General features: G+C 70.6%; 14 protein-coding genes. 3 read left to right on the top strand and 11 right to left on the bottom strand.

Features of this window, described 5'->3' with window-relative positions; translation table 11 throughout:
- Nucleotides 1–58: 58 nt before the first annotated feature.
- The 5 genes from QE399_RS05475 to QE399_RS05455 form a co-directional block, all read right to left on the bottom strand.
- Entirely contained in the window at nt 59–289 is a 231-nt protein-coding gene (locus QE399_RS05475) for an amidohydrolase family protein (protein ID WP_309826888.1), read from the bottom strand.
- Entirely contained in the window at nt 289–1,203 is a 915-nt protein-coding gene (locus QE399_RS05470; RefSeq protein ID WP_309826886.1) for an amidohydrolase family protein, read from the bottom strand. Before QE399_RS05470 ends, QE399_RS05475 begins: the two co-directional genes overlap by 1 nt.
- Nucleotides 1,200–2,396: an FMNH2-dependent alkanesulfonate monooxygenase gene (gene ssuD, locus QE399_RS05465; RefSeq protein WP_309826885.1), complete on the bottom strand. Its 1,197-nt coding sequence runs from the start codon at nt 2,394–2,396 to the stop codon at nt 1,200–1,202. Before ssuD ends, QE399_RS05470 begins: the two co-directional genes overlap by 4 nt.
- Nucleotides 2,393–3,628, bottom strand: a complete 1,236-nt coding sequence (locus QE399_RS05460) for a sigma-54 interaction domain-containing protein (protein ID WP_309826883.1) — start codon at nt 3,626–3,628, stop codon at nt 2,393–2,395. Before QE399_RS05460 ends, ssuD begins: the two co-directional genes overlap by 4 nt.
- A gap of 68 nt (nt 3,629–3,696) precedes the next feature.
- Complete coding sequence (locus tag QE399_RS05455) at nt 3,697–4,911, bottom strand: acyl-CoA dehydrogenase family protein (RefSeq protein WP_309826881.1); 1,215 nt, start codon at nt 4,909–4,911, stop codon at nt 3,697–3,699.
- A gap of 759 nt (nt 4,912–5,670) precedes the next feature.
- Here QE399_RS05455 and QE399_RS05450 point away from each other — a divergent pair.
- From QE399_RS05450 to QE399_RS05440, 3 genes are read left to right on the top strand one after another with little or no spacing between them, the layout of a single operon-like run.
- Nucleotides 5,671–6,681, top strand: a complete 1,011-nt coding sequence (locus tag QE399_RS05450) for an aliphatic sulfonate ABC transporter substrate-binding protein (RefSeq protein WP_309826879.1) — start codon at nt 5,671–5,673, stop codon at nt 6,679–6,681.
- A gap of 7 nt (nt 6,682–6,688) precedes the next feature.
- Nucleotides 6,689–7,531: an ABC transporter permease gene (locus QE399_RS05445; protein ID WP_309826877.1), complete on the top strand. Its 843-nt coding sequence runs from the start codon at nt 6,689–6,691 to the stop codon at nt 7,529–7,531.
- A 5-nt stretch (nt 7,532–7,536) separates the two neighbouring features.
- Nucleotides 7,537–8,319: an ABC transporter ATP-binding protein gene (locus QE399_RS05440; protein WP_309826875.1), complete on the top strand. Its 783-nt coding sequence runs from the start codon at nt 7,537–7,539 to the stop codon at nt 8,317–8,319.
- 211 nt (nt 8,320–8,530) lie between these two features.
- On the opposite strand, the gene QE399_RS05435 is transcribed toward QE399_RS05440, so the two are convergent.
- The 6 genes from QE399_RS05435 to QE399_RS05410 form a co-directional block, all read right to left on the bottom strand.
- On the bottom strand, nt 8,531–9,193 hold the full coding sequence (locus QE399_RS05435) for a methionine ABC transporter permease (protein ID WP_309826874.1): 663 nt from the start codon (nt 9,191–9,193) through the stop codon (nt 8,531–8,533).
- Nucleotides 9,165–10,379, bottom strand: coding sequence for a methionine ABC transporter ATP-binding protein (locus QE399_RS05430; protein WP_309826873.1), 1,215 nt, complete (start codon nt 10,377–10,379; stop codon nt 9,165–9,167). The genes QE399_RS05435 and QE399_RS05430 overlap by 29 nt, the downstream gene beginning before the upstream one ends.
- Complete coding sequence (locus QE399_RS05425) at nt 10,376–11,200, bottom strand: MetQ/NlpA family ABC transporter substrate-binding protein (RefSeq protein WP_405043240.1); 825 nt, start codon at nt 11,198–11,200, stop codon at nt 10,376–10,378. Before QE399_RS05425 ends, QE399_RS05430 begins: the two co-directional genes overlap by 4 nt.
- Complete coding sequence (locus QE399_RS05420) at nt 11,197–12,015, bottom strand: MetQ/NlpA family ABC transporter substrate-binding protein (protein ID WP_309826872.1); 819 nt, start codon at nt 12,013–12,015, stop codon at nt 11,197–11,199. The genes QE399_RS05425 and QE399_RS05420 overlap by 4 nt, the downstream gene beginning before the upstream one ends.
- 68 nt (nt 12,016–12,083) lie before the next feature.
- Nucleotides 12,084–12,908, bottom strand: a complete 825-nt coding sequence (locus QE399_RS05415) for a MetQ/NlpA family ABC transporter substrate-binding protein (RefSeq protein ID WP_309826870.1) — start codon at nt 12,906–12,908, stop codon at nt 12,084–12,086.
- Complete coding sequence (locus QE399_RS05410; protein ID WP_309826868.1) at nt 12,905–14,326, bottom strand: LLM class flavin-dependent oxidoreductase; 1,422 nt, start codon at nt 14,324–14,326, stop codon at nt 12,905–12,907. Before QE399_RS05410 ends, QE399_RS05415 begins: the two co-directional genes overlap by 4 nt.
- Between the last annotated feature and the right edge of the window lie 16 nt (nt 14,327–14,342).

Raw genomic sequence — 14,342 nt, 5'->3', positions numbered from 1 at the left:
GCTTGTAGATCAAGCGCTAGAGGCCGATTGGGCCCGTAAATAACCGAGGGGTTGACGGCTAGGCGCCGCCTAAGCCCAGCAGCCGCGCCGCATTGCCATAGAGCACGCGGTCGATCACGCTCTCGCGCAGGCCCAGCGCCAGCGCGTCGTCGATGGACTGGCCGATGGGCCGGAAGGGGTACGACGAGCCGAACAGCAGCTGGTCGCCCAGAAAGCCGTTGGCCGCGTCCACATAGGCCGCGCTGCCGGGCTGGAACAGGTACATATCGGGCCAGGGCGTGCCATCCATCAATACCCCCGCGCGCTGGCCCCGCAATGCGGATGGATGCGCGAAGCGCGACGCAGCCAATAGCGAGCTATTGGCAAATCGTGCGACAAAGCAGACGCCGCAGTGCGGGGCCAGCCCGAAGGGAAAGCCAGCCAGGCGGCACATTGCGTCGTTGCCCTTCGCTTGTGTAGCGGTGCTACACGGCACTCAGGGCGCCTAGCACTGCACCGCCTGGATGGCTTTCGCGTGGGGGCATTGGTGGATGACACGCCCAACACGTTGTCGTAGCGGAAGGCCAGGCCGATGGCCTGCTGCACGTTCGGCCACCAGCCGTGGTACGCCACGATGGGCAGGCGCGGAAAGGCCTGCGCCACGCGGGCCACGGGCGCCGGGTCGTTGAAGCGCAGATCGGGCGAGGTCGGCCCGGTCATCAGGAACACCGGCACGCCGAGCTGCTGCGCCAGGTCGTAGACGGGGAAGTACGCCGCATCGTCCGGATGGCGCGGGGGCGCGCCAAAGCCCGGCTCCAGGTCGATGCCGGCCAGACCCAGCGTTTTCACGGCGCGCTCCACCTCGGCCAGCGCGTCGGCCTCGCCCTGCAGCACCGGGTCCACGGCGCCGATGCCGATGAGTTCAGCGTGGCCTTGCACGATGGCGTGGATGGTGTCGTTGGGCAGGTGCTGGCCGGGCGTGTGCCGGCCGACCACCACGGCGTGCGCCAGGCCGGCGCCCCGCACCTCGGCCAGAAAGCCGTCAGGCGTGCGCGAGCGGATGAAGTGCGCGTCGTCACCGCGCGTGCCCACACGCCGGTTCAGCCAGCGCGCCAGGTCCTCGCCGGGCGAGCCGGGCGTCTTGCCGAAGAAGTCGTGCAGGTAGGCGGGGCGGCAACGCATGTCGATCACGCGCGGGGCGGTGCTGCGGGGCGCGGCGCTCATCGCACGGCCTCCGGCACGGGCGTGGGGACGGCGGCCGGGGCCGGGGCGTTCCGGCGGGCCCGCACGTCGAAGGCGCCTCCGGTGAGTGACTGGTCCCGCAGCGTCACCGCCTGCTTGCCCGGCAGCAGCGGAAACACCAGTTCCGCGAAGCGGATGGCTTCTTCCAGGTGCGGGTAGCCCGACAGCACGAAGCGGTCCACACCCACGTCCACGTATTCCTGCAGCCGGTCGGCCACTTCCTGCGCATTGCCCACCAGCGAGGTGCCGGCGCCGCCGCGCACCAGCCCCACGCCGGCCCACAGGTTGGGGCCCACCACCAGCCGGTCGCGCCGGCCGCCGTGCAGCGCGGCCATGCGCTGCTGGCCGTGCGAATCCATGCGCGCGTAGTTCTGCTGGGCGCGGGCGATGTCGTCGTCGGTCAGGCGGCTGATGAGGCGGTCGGCGTCGGCCCAGGCTTCTTCGCTGGTCTCGCGCACGATGACGTGCAGGCGCACGCCGAAGCGCAGCGGGTGCCGGTCGAGGTCGCGGCCTGCGGCGGCGGCGCGCGCGCGCACGTCGGCGATCTTTTCGGCCACGGCGGCGGGCGGCTCGCCCCAGGTCAGGTAGGCGTCGACGTGGCGCGCCGCCAGGTCGTGCGCGGCGGGCGACGAGCCGCCGAAGTACAGCGGTGGATAGGGCTGCGTGGCCGGCGCGAAGAAGTTCTGCGCGCCCTGCACCTTGAGGTGCTGGCCTTCGTAGTCGACCTTCTCGCCCTGCAGCAGGCGGCGCCAGATGGTGAGGAACTCATCGCTCGCCGCATAGCGTTCGTCATGGCTGTAGAACACGCCGTCCGCGGCCAGCTCGGTCGCGTCGCCGCCGGGCACCACGTTCAGCAGCAGGCGGCCGGCGCCCAGCGCCTGGTCGAGCGAAGCCGCCTGCCGCGCTGATGCGGTGGGGTGGCCCAGCGAGGTGCGCAGGGCCACCAGCAGCTTGATGCGCTGGGTGACGGGCACCAGGCTGGCGGCGGTGACCCACGGGTCCAGGCAGGAGCTGCCGGTGGGAATGAGCAGGCCGTCGTAGCCCAGCTGCTCGGACGTGACGGCGATCTGGCGCAGGTAGGCATTGGTGGGCGCGCGGCCGAAGTCAGAGGTGCCCAGGTAGCGCGTGTCGCCGGAGGTGGGCAGGAACCAGAAAATGTCGGGGGCAAGGCTCATGGGGTGGGGCTTTCGGAAGCGGTGTCGGATGCGATGTGTGATGCGGAAGGGGCCGGGGCGGCATCGGCGCCGGGCGCGGTGGCGCCGCGCCGCGGCGCGCCCACCTCGCCCAGGCGGATGAGCCGCGCGCGCACCACGTTGCGGCTCAGGGACAGCACGCGCGCCGTTTCGCTCTGGCTGTAGTGGCACCAGCGGAAGACCTCCAGCAGCAGCGCGTCCTCCACCGTCTGGTGCAGGGCCGGCACATGCGCCTCGCACAGCTGGCGCACGGCTTGGCGCAGCAGCGGCAGTCCGGGCAGGGCGGGGTTCGCCGCGTCCGTGAGCGCGCCGGCGGGCGGTCCGTGGGGCGGCTCGGGATCGGCCTCGGCGGGGGCCGCGGGCCGCCCGCTGCCGGACAGGCGCAGGTCGGCCGCGTCCAGCGTGCGGCCGTCGCCCAGCAGCAGCGTGCGGTGGATGGTGTTCTCCAGCTCGCGCACGTTGCCGGGCCACGCGGACTGGCGCAGGGCCCGCTCGGCCGCGGGCGTGAGCTGCGGGCGCGGGTAGCCCAGGCGGCGGCTGTAGGCGTCGATGAAATGGCGCGCCAGCGGAACGATGTCGCCGGGCCGTTCGCGCAGGGTGTGCACCTCCAGGCTCACCACGTTCAGCCGGTAGTACAGGTCCTTGCGGAAGCGCTGCTGGCGCACCAGTTCCTGCAGGTCCACCGAGGCGGCGGCCACGACGCGCACATCGATGGGAATGGGCTGGCGCCCGCCCACGCGCACCACCTCGCGCTGCTGCAGCACGCGCAGGAGCTTGTTCTGCACGGCCAGCGGCAGGTCGTTCACCTCGTCCAGGAAGATGGTGCCGCCGTGGGCCTCTTCGAACCAGCCCGGCTGCGCGCCGAAGGCGCCGGGGAAGGCGCCGTGCTCATGCCCGAACAGCTCGGAATCGACCAGCGCCTCGGAGAATGCGCCGCAGCCCACGGCCACGAAGGGTGCGGCGCTGCGCGGGCTGCGGCTGTGCAGGTAGCGCGCGATCAGCTCCTTGCCGGTGCCGCTCTCGCCGGTGATCAGCACGCCCGCATCGCTGGGCGCCACCTGTTCGACCTCGGCCCGCAGCGCCTGCGAGCGCGGGTCTTCCAGGATCCAGGCCGGGCCGGCATCCGCGCGGGCCGAGGCGGCCGGCGCAGCAGAGGGTGCAGCGGCGGGGGTGGCGCGGGCCGGGGCGGCAGGCCATGCGGGAAGGGTCGCCATGGTGTCGTGGGGTGTCCGGGCTGTGGGGCGTGCGGTGGCTGCGGTGGGTCGCCAGGCCGTCACCGCGCTCACGAATAGAACGACGGCGACGGCACCGTGCCGTGCAGCGCCCAGTCGCCCAGCTCCTGCAGCTTGTAGTCCACCGGGTCGTGCAGGGTTTGCGTGCGCAGGTTGCGCCAGAAGCGGTCCAGCCGCAGCGCGCCGTGCGTGGCGCGCGCGCCGGTGGTCTCGAAGAGCCGGCTGGTCACGTCCAGCCCCACGCGCGTCGATGCCACCTTGGCCGTCGCCACCGCCACGGCCACGCGGCCCCGGCCCTCGGCGTCCAGCGCGTCGCCCTGGTTCCAGGCCGCATCGAACGTAGCGGCGGCGTGCGCGGCCAGCAGGCGCACGCTCTCCAGCCCCACGAAGAATTCGCCGTAGTGCGACTGGATGTAGGGGTCTTCGCTGGCGCGCTCGGCGCCGGAGCGGAACCAGGGGCGTGACTCGTTGAGCGTGTAGTGCCGCGCCTGCGCGAAGGCGCCTTCGGCCAGGCCCAGGAACACGTGCACGAAGATCAGTTGCGCCAGCAGCGGCCGCAGCGATGAGCGCGGCGTGGTCAGCGGGCCGGGGTCGCGCAGCAGCTCGCCCGCCTCCACCCGCACGTTCTCGAACAGGGCGCTGCCGCTGTCGGTCTGGCGCTGGCCCATGCAGTTCCAGTCGCCGTTGAGGGTGATGCCGGCGCGCGCCGTGGGGATGGCGGCGATCAGCAGCTGGCCGGTGCGCTCGTCGATGCCCGAGGCGACCAGCATCTCGGAATCCAGCGCGCCCGAGCAGAAGCTCTTCTTGCCCGAGAAGTCGTACCAGTCGTCCACCCGGCGCACGGCCGTGCGCGTGTCCAGCGGGTTGAGGGCATTGCCCCAGAACCACTGCTTGCGCGCCGTCTGCTCCAGCCACGGCACCCACTGGTCGGGCCGTGCGAACAGCTGGACCGTGGCCAGCAGCAGGTGGTGGAAACCGTAGACGTGCGCCACGGAGCTGTCGGCCTGGGCCAGGGTGCGCACGGTCTGCAGCATGGTGGCCCAGTCCGCGCCCTGGCCGCCCTGGGCCGCGGGGATGGACAGCGACAGCAGGCCGCTGGCGCGCAGCGCATCGCGCTCGGCCTTGGGCGTGCCGCCGCGCTCGTCGCGTTCGGCCGCGGTGGTGGCGAACCGGTCGGCCAGCGCCTGGGCGACGGCCAGCGGTGATGGCGGCGGGGCTGCGGGCGATGCGCCGGCAGGGTGCAGTTGGGGATCGCGTGAGGACATGGTGGGCGGTGTCGGCAAGGGGTGGAGGCGGGCTCGCAGGCGGGTGGCCAGACGCAAGCAGGAAGGAGCTGCGGCGCGCCCTAAGAACGTGTTTACGATCTCCCTGGGGCCGCGCAGTGGCGTTGGCGGGATGGGATGCGAGGCGCGGTGCGCTGCCAATAGCTCGGCTATTGGCAAGTGCCGCAACGCCGCAGACCACCCGCAAACGCCATTGCCCGAAGGGTTGGAGCGAAATCGGGCGATTGAACGCCTCGAATGCTTGCATGGGCACGAGCCCATGCGGCGCATCCGAATCGCCCACTCATCCCGATTGCGCTTCAACGCGACCCCTGCGAGATCGTAAACACGTTCTAAGTGCTGCCAGTGTGCGCAGCCGGGCGCCCGCCTGGCATGCGAAATTCGTGCGTGCTTATGCGTTTCCCGAGGAAGGCCTGCCGCAAGGCGCGGCGGTGGGGTGGCACCCTGTGGGCCCGCGCGTCCGGGCCGCTTTTCTTGGTGTCCGCCCCGGGGCCGGGGCTGGGGCGGCGCTGTGCGATCCGTGCGCAATCTGTTGCGGGCCTGTCGGTCCGAGCGCAGGCGGTCCGGGCCGCGCACAGGGGGCAGAGCCGGTCGGGGCCCGGCACCGCAGCGGTGTCCAGAGGCACGCCGTGCGTTGCACGTTCCGCATAAAAATAGACGAATAACGTTCTTGGCCGCCCTGCACGCCGCGCCCAATACTGCGGCGCAACACCACCCATCGCAGTGACAGGAACCTTCACCATGCAACGACGCTCCCTGCTGTCGGCCGGCGCCGCAGCGCTGGCCTTGCCCCTGGCCGCGTACACCGAACGCAGCGCCCAGGCCGCCACGCCGCTCAAGGAGCTGCGCCTGGACTACGCCACGTATTCCCCCTCCAGCCTGGTGCTGCGCCGCTTCGGCTGGCTGGAAGAGTCGTTCAAGAAAGAAGGCACGGACGTGAAGTGGGTCTTCAGCGCAGGCAGCAACCGCGCGCTGGAATACCTGAACGCCGGCAGCATCGACATCGGCTCGTCGGCCGGGCTGGCCGCGCTGCTGTCCAAGGCCAATGGCAACCCCATTCGCACGCCGTACGTCTTCTCGCGCCCGGAATGGACGGCGCTGGTGGTGCGCAAGGATTCGCCCATCCAGTCGGTGAAGGAACTCAAGGGCAAGAAGGTCGCCGCCACCAAGGGCACGGACCCATACCTCTTTTTGCTGCGCTCGCTGCAGGTGGCGGGCCTCAAGCGCAACGACGTGGAGATCGTCGCGCTGCAGCACGCCGATGGCCGCACCGCGCTGGAGCAGGGCCGCGTGGACGCCTGGGCGGGCCTCGACCCGCTGATGGCCGCCAGCGAGCTGGATGCCGGCTCGCGCCTCATCTACCGCAACGTGGCATTCAACACCTACGGCTTTCTGAACGTGCGCGAAGAATTCCTGGCCCAGCGCGCCGCCGAGACGCGCCGCGTGCTGGCCGGCTACGAGCGAGCCCGCCAATGGATTCTGGCCAACACCACCGAGGCGGCCAAGATCCTCTCGGAAGAGGCCAAGGTCAGCCTGCAGGTGGCGCTACTGCAGCTCAAACTGCGCACCGACCTGTCGAATCCGCAGCCGTCGCAGGAGCACATCGCCGCGCTGCAGGGCGCTGCGCCGTTGCTGCTGTCCGAAGGCCTGGTGCGGCCCGGCACGGCGCTGAACAAGGTCGTCACCGACCTGGTGGACACGCAGTTCGCCCGCAGCGTGACCGGCGCGCCGGCTGCTGCATCGCCGGCCTGAACCCGCCATGTCCGTGCACCCGCAGGAGTTGCCTGGCCTTGGTCCCGTGGCAGGGTCCGCGCCCGCCGCACCGCGCCGCCGCGTGGGGAGCGCGCTGGGCACGGGCTGGATTCTGCCGGCCGTGGTGCTGGCCGTGTGGGAGGGCGCGGTGCGCGCCGGCTGGGTCAGCCCGCACCTGCTGCCCGGGCCCACCGAGATCGTCCAGACGCTGATCGGCTTCGGCGCCGAAGGCCTGGCCAGCCATGTGCTGGCCAGCAGCCTGCGCGTGGCGGCGGGCTTTGCCCTCGGCACCGTGCTGGCCATCGCCATCGGCGCGCTGGTGGGGCTGTCGCGCCGCGCCGAAGGGCTGCTGGATCCGACCTTCCAGGCGCTGCGCGCCATCCCGTCGCTGGCCTGGGTGCCGCTGCTGCTCTTGTGGCTGGGCATCGACGAGGCCTCCAAGATCGCGCTGATTGCCATCGGCGCGTTCTTCCCGGTCTACATGGGCGTGGCCTCGGGCTTTCGCGACGTGGACCGCAAGCTGGTGGAGGCCGCCCGCATGTACCGGCTCGGCGCCGTTGCCCTGGTGCGCCGCGTGCTGCTGCCCGCCGCGCTGCCGGCGGTGCTGACGGGCCTGCGCAACGGCCTCAGCCTGGCGTGGATGTTCATGGTGGCGGCAGAACTGATTGCCGCCACGCGCGGCCTGGGCTATCTGCTGACCGACGGCCGCGAGATGGGCCGTGCGGACATCGTGCTGGCGGCCATCGTGCTGCTGGCGCTGCTGGGCAAGCTCACCGACACGGGCATGGCCTGGCTGGAACGCCGGCTGCTGGCCTGGCGCGACACCTACGACAACACCGCGCGGGACTGAACGCCATGACCAACCTGCAGGAAGCCCTGGCCCTCTCGGCCATCGACGTGGCCGGCGGCCCGCTGCTGCAGGCCCGCGTGCGCCGCAAGGCCTACGGCGACAAGCCCGTGCTGCAGAACGTGCAGCTGGACCTCGCCGCCGGTGAAGTGGTCAGCCTGGTGGGCGCCAGCGGCTGCGGCAAGAGCACGCTGCTGCGCATCATCGCGGGGCTGGACGCGCAGTACGACGGCCAGGTGCGCCTGGGCGGCGTGCCGCAGCCGGGCATCACCCGCGACATCGGCTTCATCTTCCAGGAGCCGCGCCTGTTCCCCTGGCTCACCGTGGCCGAGAACGTGGCGTTCGATCTGGGCCGCGCCGGCCGCAGCCACCCGCAGGTGCGCGAGCTGCTGGCCGAAGTGGGCCTGGCCGGTTTTGAAGACCGCCTGCCCAAGCAACTGTCGGGCGGCCAGGCGCAGCGCGTGGCCATCGCCCGCGGCCTGTTCACGCGGCCGCGCCTGCTGCTGCTGGACGAGCCCTTTTCCGCCGTCGACGCCTTCACCCGCGCGCGTCTGCAACAGCTGCTGGCCGACGTGGTGCAGCGCCATGGCCTGACGGTGCTGCTGGTGACGCACGACGTGGACGAGGCGCTGGTGCTGAGCGACCGCGTGCTGGTGCTGGAAGCCCGCGCCGGCGCGGCCCTGCAAGTCATCGACAACCCGCTGCCCCGCCCGCGCCACCGCGAAGACGCGGCCCTGGGCGCGCTGCGCGTGCGGGTACTGGAAGCCCTGCGACACGCGCACGCGTTCTGAAGGCGAGGCGGCCTGTGGGGACGGGACCTTCGCCTGCAGATACAGCCACAGGTTCGCTATAAAAGTAATAGCTGCTTGCGCTTATGGATAAAGCGCTAGAGGCCTATTTGGCTTGAAATCCATCGGCAAGGGCCGCTCGCTGGCGGCCCTTTCCACTTCCTTTGCGCCGCGCCGCGCCGCGCCGCGCTGCGCTGCGCTGCGGCGGCGTTCCTCAGCGGCTGCGCAGCCAGCGCACCCAGCGGTCGCCCGTGAACTGCACCAGCGACACCAGCGCGATCAGCACGGCGATCACGATCAGCATCACCTGCGTGTCGAAGCGCTGGTAGCCGTAGCGGATCGCCAGGTCGCCCAGGCCGCCTGCGCCCACGGCGCCCGCCATGGCGGACGAGCTGATCAGCGCCACCAGCGTGATGGTGAAGCCGCCGACGATGCCGGGCAGCGCCTCGGGCAGGTACACATGCCAGACGATGTGCCACTTGCGGCAGCCCATGGCCTGCGCGGCCTCGATCAGGCCCGGGTCTACCTCGCGCAGGCTCACCTCGGCGATGCGCGCGAAGAACGGCGTGGCGCTGATGGCCAGCGGCACGATGGCCGCCCACACGCCGATGGTGGTGCCCGTGACCAGCCGCGTGAACGGAATCAGCGCCACCAGCAGCACGATGAAGGGCGTGGCCCGAAAGCCGTTGACCACGCTGCCCACCCCGCGGTGGATGCGCGGCGAGGCGAGGAAGCCGCCGGGCGCCGTCACGATCAGCAGCACCGCCAGCGGAATGCCCGCCACGAAGGCGATGGCGGCGGAGGTGCCCACCATCGTCAGCGTGTCGGCCAACGCCTGGGTGTAGCGGTCAAAGGGAATGCTCAACGTCAGCGACATGGCCGATCACCTCGATGGAATGGGCAATGGCGCCGGGGCCTTGCACCAGGGCAGACAGATCCGGCAGCGCCACCGCGCCGGGAAGGGACAGGATGAGCCGGCCCTGCGCGTGGCCGCGGATGCGGTCGATGCCGCCGTGCAGCAGGCGCACGGGGCTTTGCAGGGCGGCGGCGATGCGGGCGAAGTCAGGCTCCAGCCCGCCCGCGCCGGTGTAGCCCAGCCGCAGCACGCGCTCGAAGCGGCCTTGCACCGGTGGCTCGGGCTGCAGCCGGGCCTGCAGGTCGTCGGGCAGGCCGTGCTGCAGCGGCGCCAGCAGCGCGCGGGTGGCATCGTGCTGCGGCGCGCCGAACACCCGCCACACCTCGCCCAGCTCGGCGATGCGGCCCTGCTCCAGCACCAGCACCTGGTCGGCGATCTCGCGGATCACGCTCATCTCGTGCGTGATGAGGATCACCGTGATCCCCAGGCGCCGGTTGATGTCCCGCAGCAGCTGCAGGATGGAATGCGTGGTCTCCGGGTCCAGCGCCGAGGTGGCCTCGTCGCACAGCAAGATCTCCGGGCCGGTGGCCAGCGCCCGGGCAATGCCCACGCGCTGCTTCTGCCCGCCCGACAGGCGCGCGGGATAGGTGCGGTGCTTGTCCTGCAGGCCCACCAGCGCCAGCAGTTCCTCGACGCGGCGATGCACCTCGGCCGGGCGCACCCCGGCCACGCGCAGCGGCAGCGCCACGTTGTCGTACACCGTCTTGGCGGCCAGCAGGTTGAAGTGCTGGAAGATCATGCCGATGCGCCGGCGCAGCGCCACCAGGCCGTCGTCGTCCAGCCCGGCGATGTCCACACCGTCGACCAGCACGCGGCCCGAAGTGGGCGATTCGAGCCGGTTGATGGTGCGCAGCAGGCTCGACTTGCCCGCACCGCTGCGGCCGATGATGCCGAAGATGCTGCCGGCAGGAACGTCCAGGCTGATGTCCTCCAGCGCCGCCACCGGCCCGGCGGACGAGGCGTACACCTTGCCCAGGCGGTCGAAGACGACCGAGCCGGCGGGCGTGGTGGAGGGCGCGGAACCGGCGCGCAGCGCGTCGGCCTCGGGATGCGGCGGGGCGCTTGCGTGGCGGGTAGCAGCGGCCGGCGGTGCGGCACCGGCGGCAGCGCGCCACGCGGCGGGGTGGGAGGCGGCGGTGAGGGTCATGGCGTCTTCCAGGGCAGCGTGTAGAGCTTGGGGTCGTTGTTGAACCGGGCGGAGACCACCTCGCGCACCTTGGGCGACTGCTGGAACAGCTGCACGAAGCGGGCGATCTTCGGGTCCAGCGCCTTGTCCTTGCGGGCGACGAAGCCCATGGCATAGAACGAATCGTCGATGCCCGAATACAGCAGCGCGCGGCTGGCCTGCCCCTTCTTGCCGGCATTGACGAAGTAGCTGGGCCACACCACGGCCAGGTCCACGTCCTGCAGGGAATGGATGAGCTGCGGGCCTTCGATCTCATAGAAGCGCAGCTTCTTCGGGTTCTCGACCACGTCGTTCACGCTGGCACCCACGGCATTGCCCTTGCGCAGCTTGATGAGCCCGGCCTTCTGGAGCAGCAGCAGGCCGCGCCCCTGGTTCACCGGGTCGTTCGCCACCGACACCTTGGCGCCGTCGGGCACGTCCTGCAGGCGCTGGATGCGGTTGGAGTAAATGCCGATGTTCTGCAGCAGGCCCAGGCCCACCAGCTGCAGCGCATAGCCGCGTTCCTTGATGGCGTTGTTGAGGAACGCCTGGTGCTGGAAGAAGTTCAGGTCGATGTCGCCGTTGTTCACGGCCTCGTTGGGCAGCGTCCAGTCGGTGAACTCGACGAGCTTGACCTCCAGCCCTTGCGCGCGGGCCTCGGCCGTCACGGCCTCGACCGCGTCGGAGGTGACGCCGGGCGTGGAGCCGATGCGGATCACGTCGGCCGCATGCGCGGCGAGGGCGGATGCGGCCAGCAGCCAGCCGAGGGCCGCGGCTTTGAGAAATCGAGGAGCGCGCATCATTGCTGCGTCCAGGTCAGCACGTACAGGCGCTTGTCACCGGCAAAGGCGCGGTCGATGGCGGCTTTCACCCCTTCGGAGTTCTGGAAGATCTTCACGAACTTCTGGATCACCGGGTCCTTCGTGCGGTCGGCCTTGGTGATGAACTGGATGGCGAAGCGCGCGTCCTCGATGCCTGAATAGGCCAGCCCGCTGGAGGGGTCGAACGCCTTGGACGCCACGATGAAGTGCGGGTAGCCCTGGGCGATGTCCACGTCGCCGGTGATGCGCACCAGCTGCGGGCCTTCCACCTCCACGAACTTCAGCTTCTTGGGGTTCTGGGCGATGTCGTCCACCGTGCCGAGAAAGCCCACGCCAGGCTTCAGCGTGATCAGGCCCGCCTTCTGCAGCAACAGCAGGCCCCGGCCCTGGTTCACCGGGTCATTGGCCAGGCCGACCTTGCCGCCCACCGGCACGTCGGCCGCCGACTTGTGCTTGAGCGAATACAGGCCGATGTTGGCCAGAAAGCTCGTGCCCGCGCTGGCGAGCTTGAAGCCATTCTTCTTGATGGCGTTGTCCAAAAACGGCTGGTGCTGGAAGAAGTTGATGTCCAGGTCGCCCGAATCCACCGCCACGTTGGGCGTGGTCCAGTCGGTGAACTCGGTCACCGTGACGTCGATGCCCTGCGCCTTGGCGTCCTTGGCGGCCGCCGCGATGGCGTCGGCATAGACGCCCGGCAGCACGCCGATGCGCAGCTTGTCCGCCGCATGGGCGGGCAGCGACGCGAGGGCCGACAGGGCGAGGAGGGGGGCGAGAAGAAGGAGGCGGGGCAGTGACATGGTGAGGCCGCGGTGCGGAGAGTGAATGAAGGGAGAGGAAAAGGAACGAGGCGGTCGGCGCAGTGCCGTCAGTGCTGCAGCCAGGGCAGGCTGTACAGCCGGTCATTGCCCGCGAAGGATTTGCTGATCTGCGCGCGCACGGCAGGCGACTGCTGGTAGATCTTTACGAAGCGCTCGATGCGTGGGTCGCGGGCGTTGTCCTGCCGCGCCACGAAGCGGATCGCATAGGCCAGGTCGTCGATGCCGGAATACAGCAGCGCGCTGCCCGCCACCTGCGGCTTGCCGGCGTTGACGTAGTGCGCGGGATAGCCCTGGGCCAGGTCCAGGTCGTCCAGCGCGCGCACCAACTGCGGGCCTTCGATCTCCGAGAACCGCAGCTTCTTGGGGTTGGCGACGATGTCGTTCACGCTGCCGCGCGCCCCCACGCCGGCCTTCAGCTGGATCAGCCCGGCCTTTTCCAGCAGCAGCAGGCCGCGTCCCTGGTTCACCGGGTCGTTGGCCACGCCCACGCGGGCGCCGTCCTTCAGGTCGGCAAAGCGCTGCACCTTGAGCGAATACAGCCCGATGTTGGGCAGCAGCCCGGTGGCCACGCTGACGAAGGCGTAGCCGCGTTCGCGGACGGCGTTGTCCAGAAAGGCCTGGTGCTGGAAGTAGTTCAGGTCGATGTCGCCGGCGGCCAGCGCGGTGTTGGGCGCGGTCCAGTCGGTGAATTCGATGACCTTCACGTCCAGCCCCTGCTGGCGCGCCTCCTGCGCGGCGACCTGCACGGAATCGGCCAGCGAACCGGGCGTGACGCCGATGCGCAGGGGCGCCGGCGCGGGCGTTTGCGCGGTTGCCGCCGCGGCAGCGAAGGCCGCGAGCCAGGAAAGAAGGCGTTGGACCAGGCGTTTCATGGCTGTGCTTCCAGGGCGGGATGGGGTTGGGGCGATGGGCGAATGGCGGCGCTGGGGGCCCGGCGCCGGAAGGCATCCACTGCATGCCGGGCCGGCAGCCGGTCGCCCTCGCCGAAGAGGCGGCTGCGCAGCGTGCCCTCGGCGTACTCGGTCTTGTAGACGCCCCGGCTTTGCAGCTCAGGGATCACGAGGTCGATGAAGTCTTCGTAGCTCTCCGGCACCACGGTGCGGCTCAGGTTGAAGCCGTCCACGCCGGTCTCGGCCACCCACGACTGCAGTTCGTCCGCCACCTGCTGCGCATCGCCCACGATGGCGGGGTAGCGGCCGCCCAGCGAGAAGAGTTCGAGCAGCTTGCGGCGCGTCCAGCCGTGCTGCTGGGCCGTGCGGCTGGCCGATTCGATGGCGTTGCCGGGCGAGTAGTCGACGGGTGCGTCCAGGTCGTACTGCGCGAAGTCGATGCCGGTGCTGGCGGCGAAATGCGCCAGGCCCGCCTCGCGGCTGGCGTAGCGCAGGTAGTCCGCGTGCTTCTCGCGCGCCTCGGCCTCGGTGCGGCCCACCACCACCGCCGCGCCCACGAAGACCTTCACGTCATCGGGCCGGCGGCCGGCCCGCACCAGTTGCTCGCGCAGGGCCTGCACGGTCTTGCGCGCAGCCTCTTTGTTGGGGGGCGAGATGAACACGCACTCGGCATGGCGCGCGGCGAACTGCTGGCCCCGGCCCGAGCTGCCGGCCTGGAACAGCACCGGCGTGCGCTGCGGCGAGGGCTCGCTCAGGTGGTAGCCCTCCACATCGAAATAGCGGCCGTGGTGCTGCACTGGGTGCACACGCGCCGGGTCGGCGAACACGCGTGCGGCCTTGTCGCGGCGCACCGCGCCGTCTTCCCAGCTGCCCTCCCACAGCTGGTAGAGCACCTCCAGGTACTCGTCGGCGCGCTCGTAGCGCTCGTCGTGCGGCAGCTGCTGCGGCTGGCCCATGGCCCGCGCGGCACTGTCGAGGTAGCCGGTCACCACGTTCCAGCCGATGCGCCCGTTTGTCAAATGGTCCAGCGTGGAAAAGCGCCGCGCCAGCAGGTAGGGCGCCTCGTACGACAGGTTCACCGTCACGCCGAAGCCCAGGTGCTGCGTGGCGGAGGCCATGGCCGGCACCAGCAGCAGCGGATCGTTCACCGGCAGCTGGATGGATTCGCGCAGCGGCACGTCCACGTTGCCCTGGTACACGTCGTAGGTGCCCACGATGTCGGCCAGGAACAGGCCGTCGAACAGGCCGCGCTCCAGCGTGCGGGCCAGATCGGTCCAGTAGGCCAGCGTGCGGTAGTCGGTGCTGCGGTCGCGCGGGTGCGTCCACAGGCCGTGGTTGATGTGGCCCACGCAGTTCATGTTGAACGCGTTGAGCAGGATGTGGCGCTTGGCTTTTGTCACGGTCGGTCCTTGTGCC

Source organism: Paracidovorax wautersii, assembly GCF_031453675.1.
Lineage (GTDB): Bacteria > Pseudomonadota > Gammaproteobacteria > Burkholderiales > Burkholderiaceae_C > Paracidovorax.
This window is presented reverse-complemented; position numbering and strand designations above follow the sequence as displayed.

What these genes read in the sequence shown, in the direction of transcription:
- QE399_RS05475 (WP_309826888.1), bottom strand. Translation starts at nt 289, where the DNA reads ATGGATGGCACGCCCTGGCCCGATATGTACCTGTTCCAGCCCGGCAGC.
- QE399_RS05470 (WP_309826886.1), bottom strand. Translation starts at nt 1,203, where the DNA reads ATGAGCGCCGCGCCCCGCAGCACCGCCCCGCGCGTGATCGACATGCGT.
- ssuD (WP_309826885.1), bottom strand. Translation starts at nt 2,396, where the DNA reads ATGAGCCTTGCCCCCGACATTTTCTGGTTCCTGCCCACCTCCGGCGAC.
- QE399_RS05460 (WP_309826883.1), bottom strand. Translation starts at nt 3,628, where the DNA reads ATGGCGACCCTTCCCGCATGGCCTGCCGCCCCGGCCCGCGCCACCCCC.
- QE399_RS05455 (WP_309826881.1), bottom strand. Translation starts at nt 4,911, where the DNA reads ATGTCCTCACGCGATCCCCAACTGCACCCTGCCGGCGCATCGCCCGCA.
- QE399_RS05450 (WP_309826879.1), top strand. Translation starts at nt 5,671, where the DNA reads ATGCAACGACGCTCCCTGCTGTCGGCCGGCGCCGCAGCGCTGGCCTTG.
- QE399_RS05445 (WP_309826877.1), top strand. Translation starts at nt 6,689, where the DNA reads ATGTCCGTGCACCCGCAGGAGTTGCCTGGCCTTGGTCCCGTGGCAGGG.
- QE399_RS05440 (WP_309826875.1), top strand. Translation starts at nt 7,537, where the DNA reads ATGACCAACCTGCAGGAAGCCCTGGCCCTCTCGGCCATCGACGTGGCC.
- QE399_RS05435 (WP_309826874.1), bottom strand. Translation starts at nt 9,193, where the DNA reads ATGTCGCTGACGTTGAGCATTCCCTTTGACCGCTACACCCAGGCGTTG.
- QE399_RS05430 (WP_309826873.1), bottom strand. Translation starts at nt 10,379, where the DNA reads ATGACCCTCACCGCCGCCTCCCACCCCGCCGCGTGGCGCGCTGCCGCC.
- QE399_RS05425 (WP_405043240.1), bottom strand. Translation starts at nt 11,200, where the DNA reads ATGATGCGCGCTCCTCGATTTCTCAAAGCCGCGGCCCTCGGCTGGCTG.
- QE399_RS05420 (WP_309826872.1), bottom strand. Translation starts at nt 12,015, where the DNA reads ATGTCACTGCCCCGCCTCCTTCTTCTCGCCCCCCTCCTCGCCCTGTCG.
- QE399_RS05415 (WP_309826870.1), bottom strand. Translation starts at nt 12,908, where the DNA reads ATGAAACGCCTGGTCCAACGCCTTCTTTCCTGGCTCGCGGCCTTCGCT.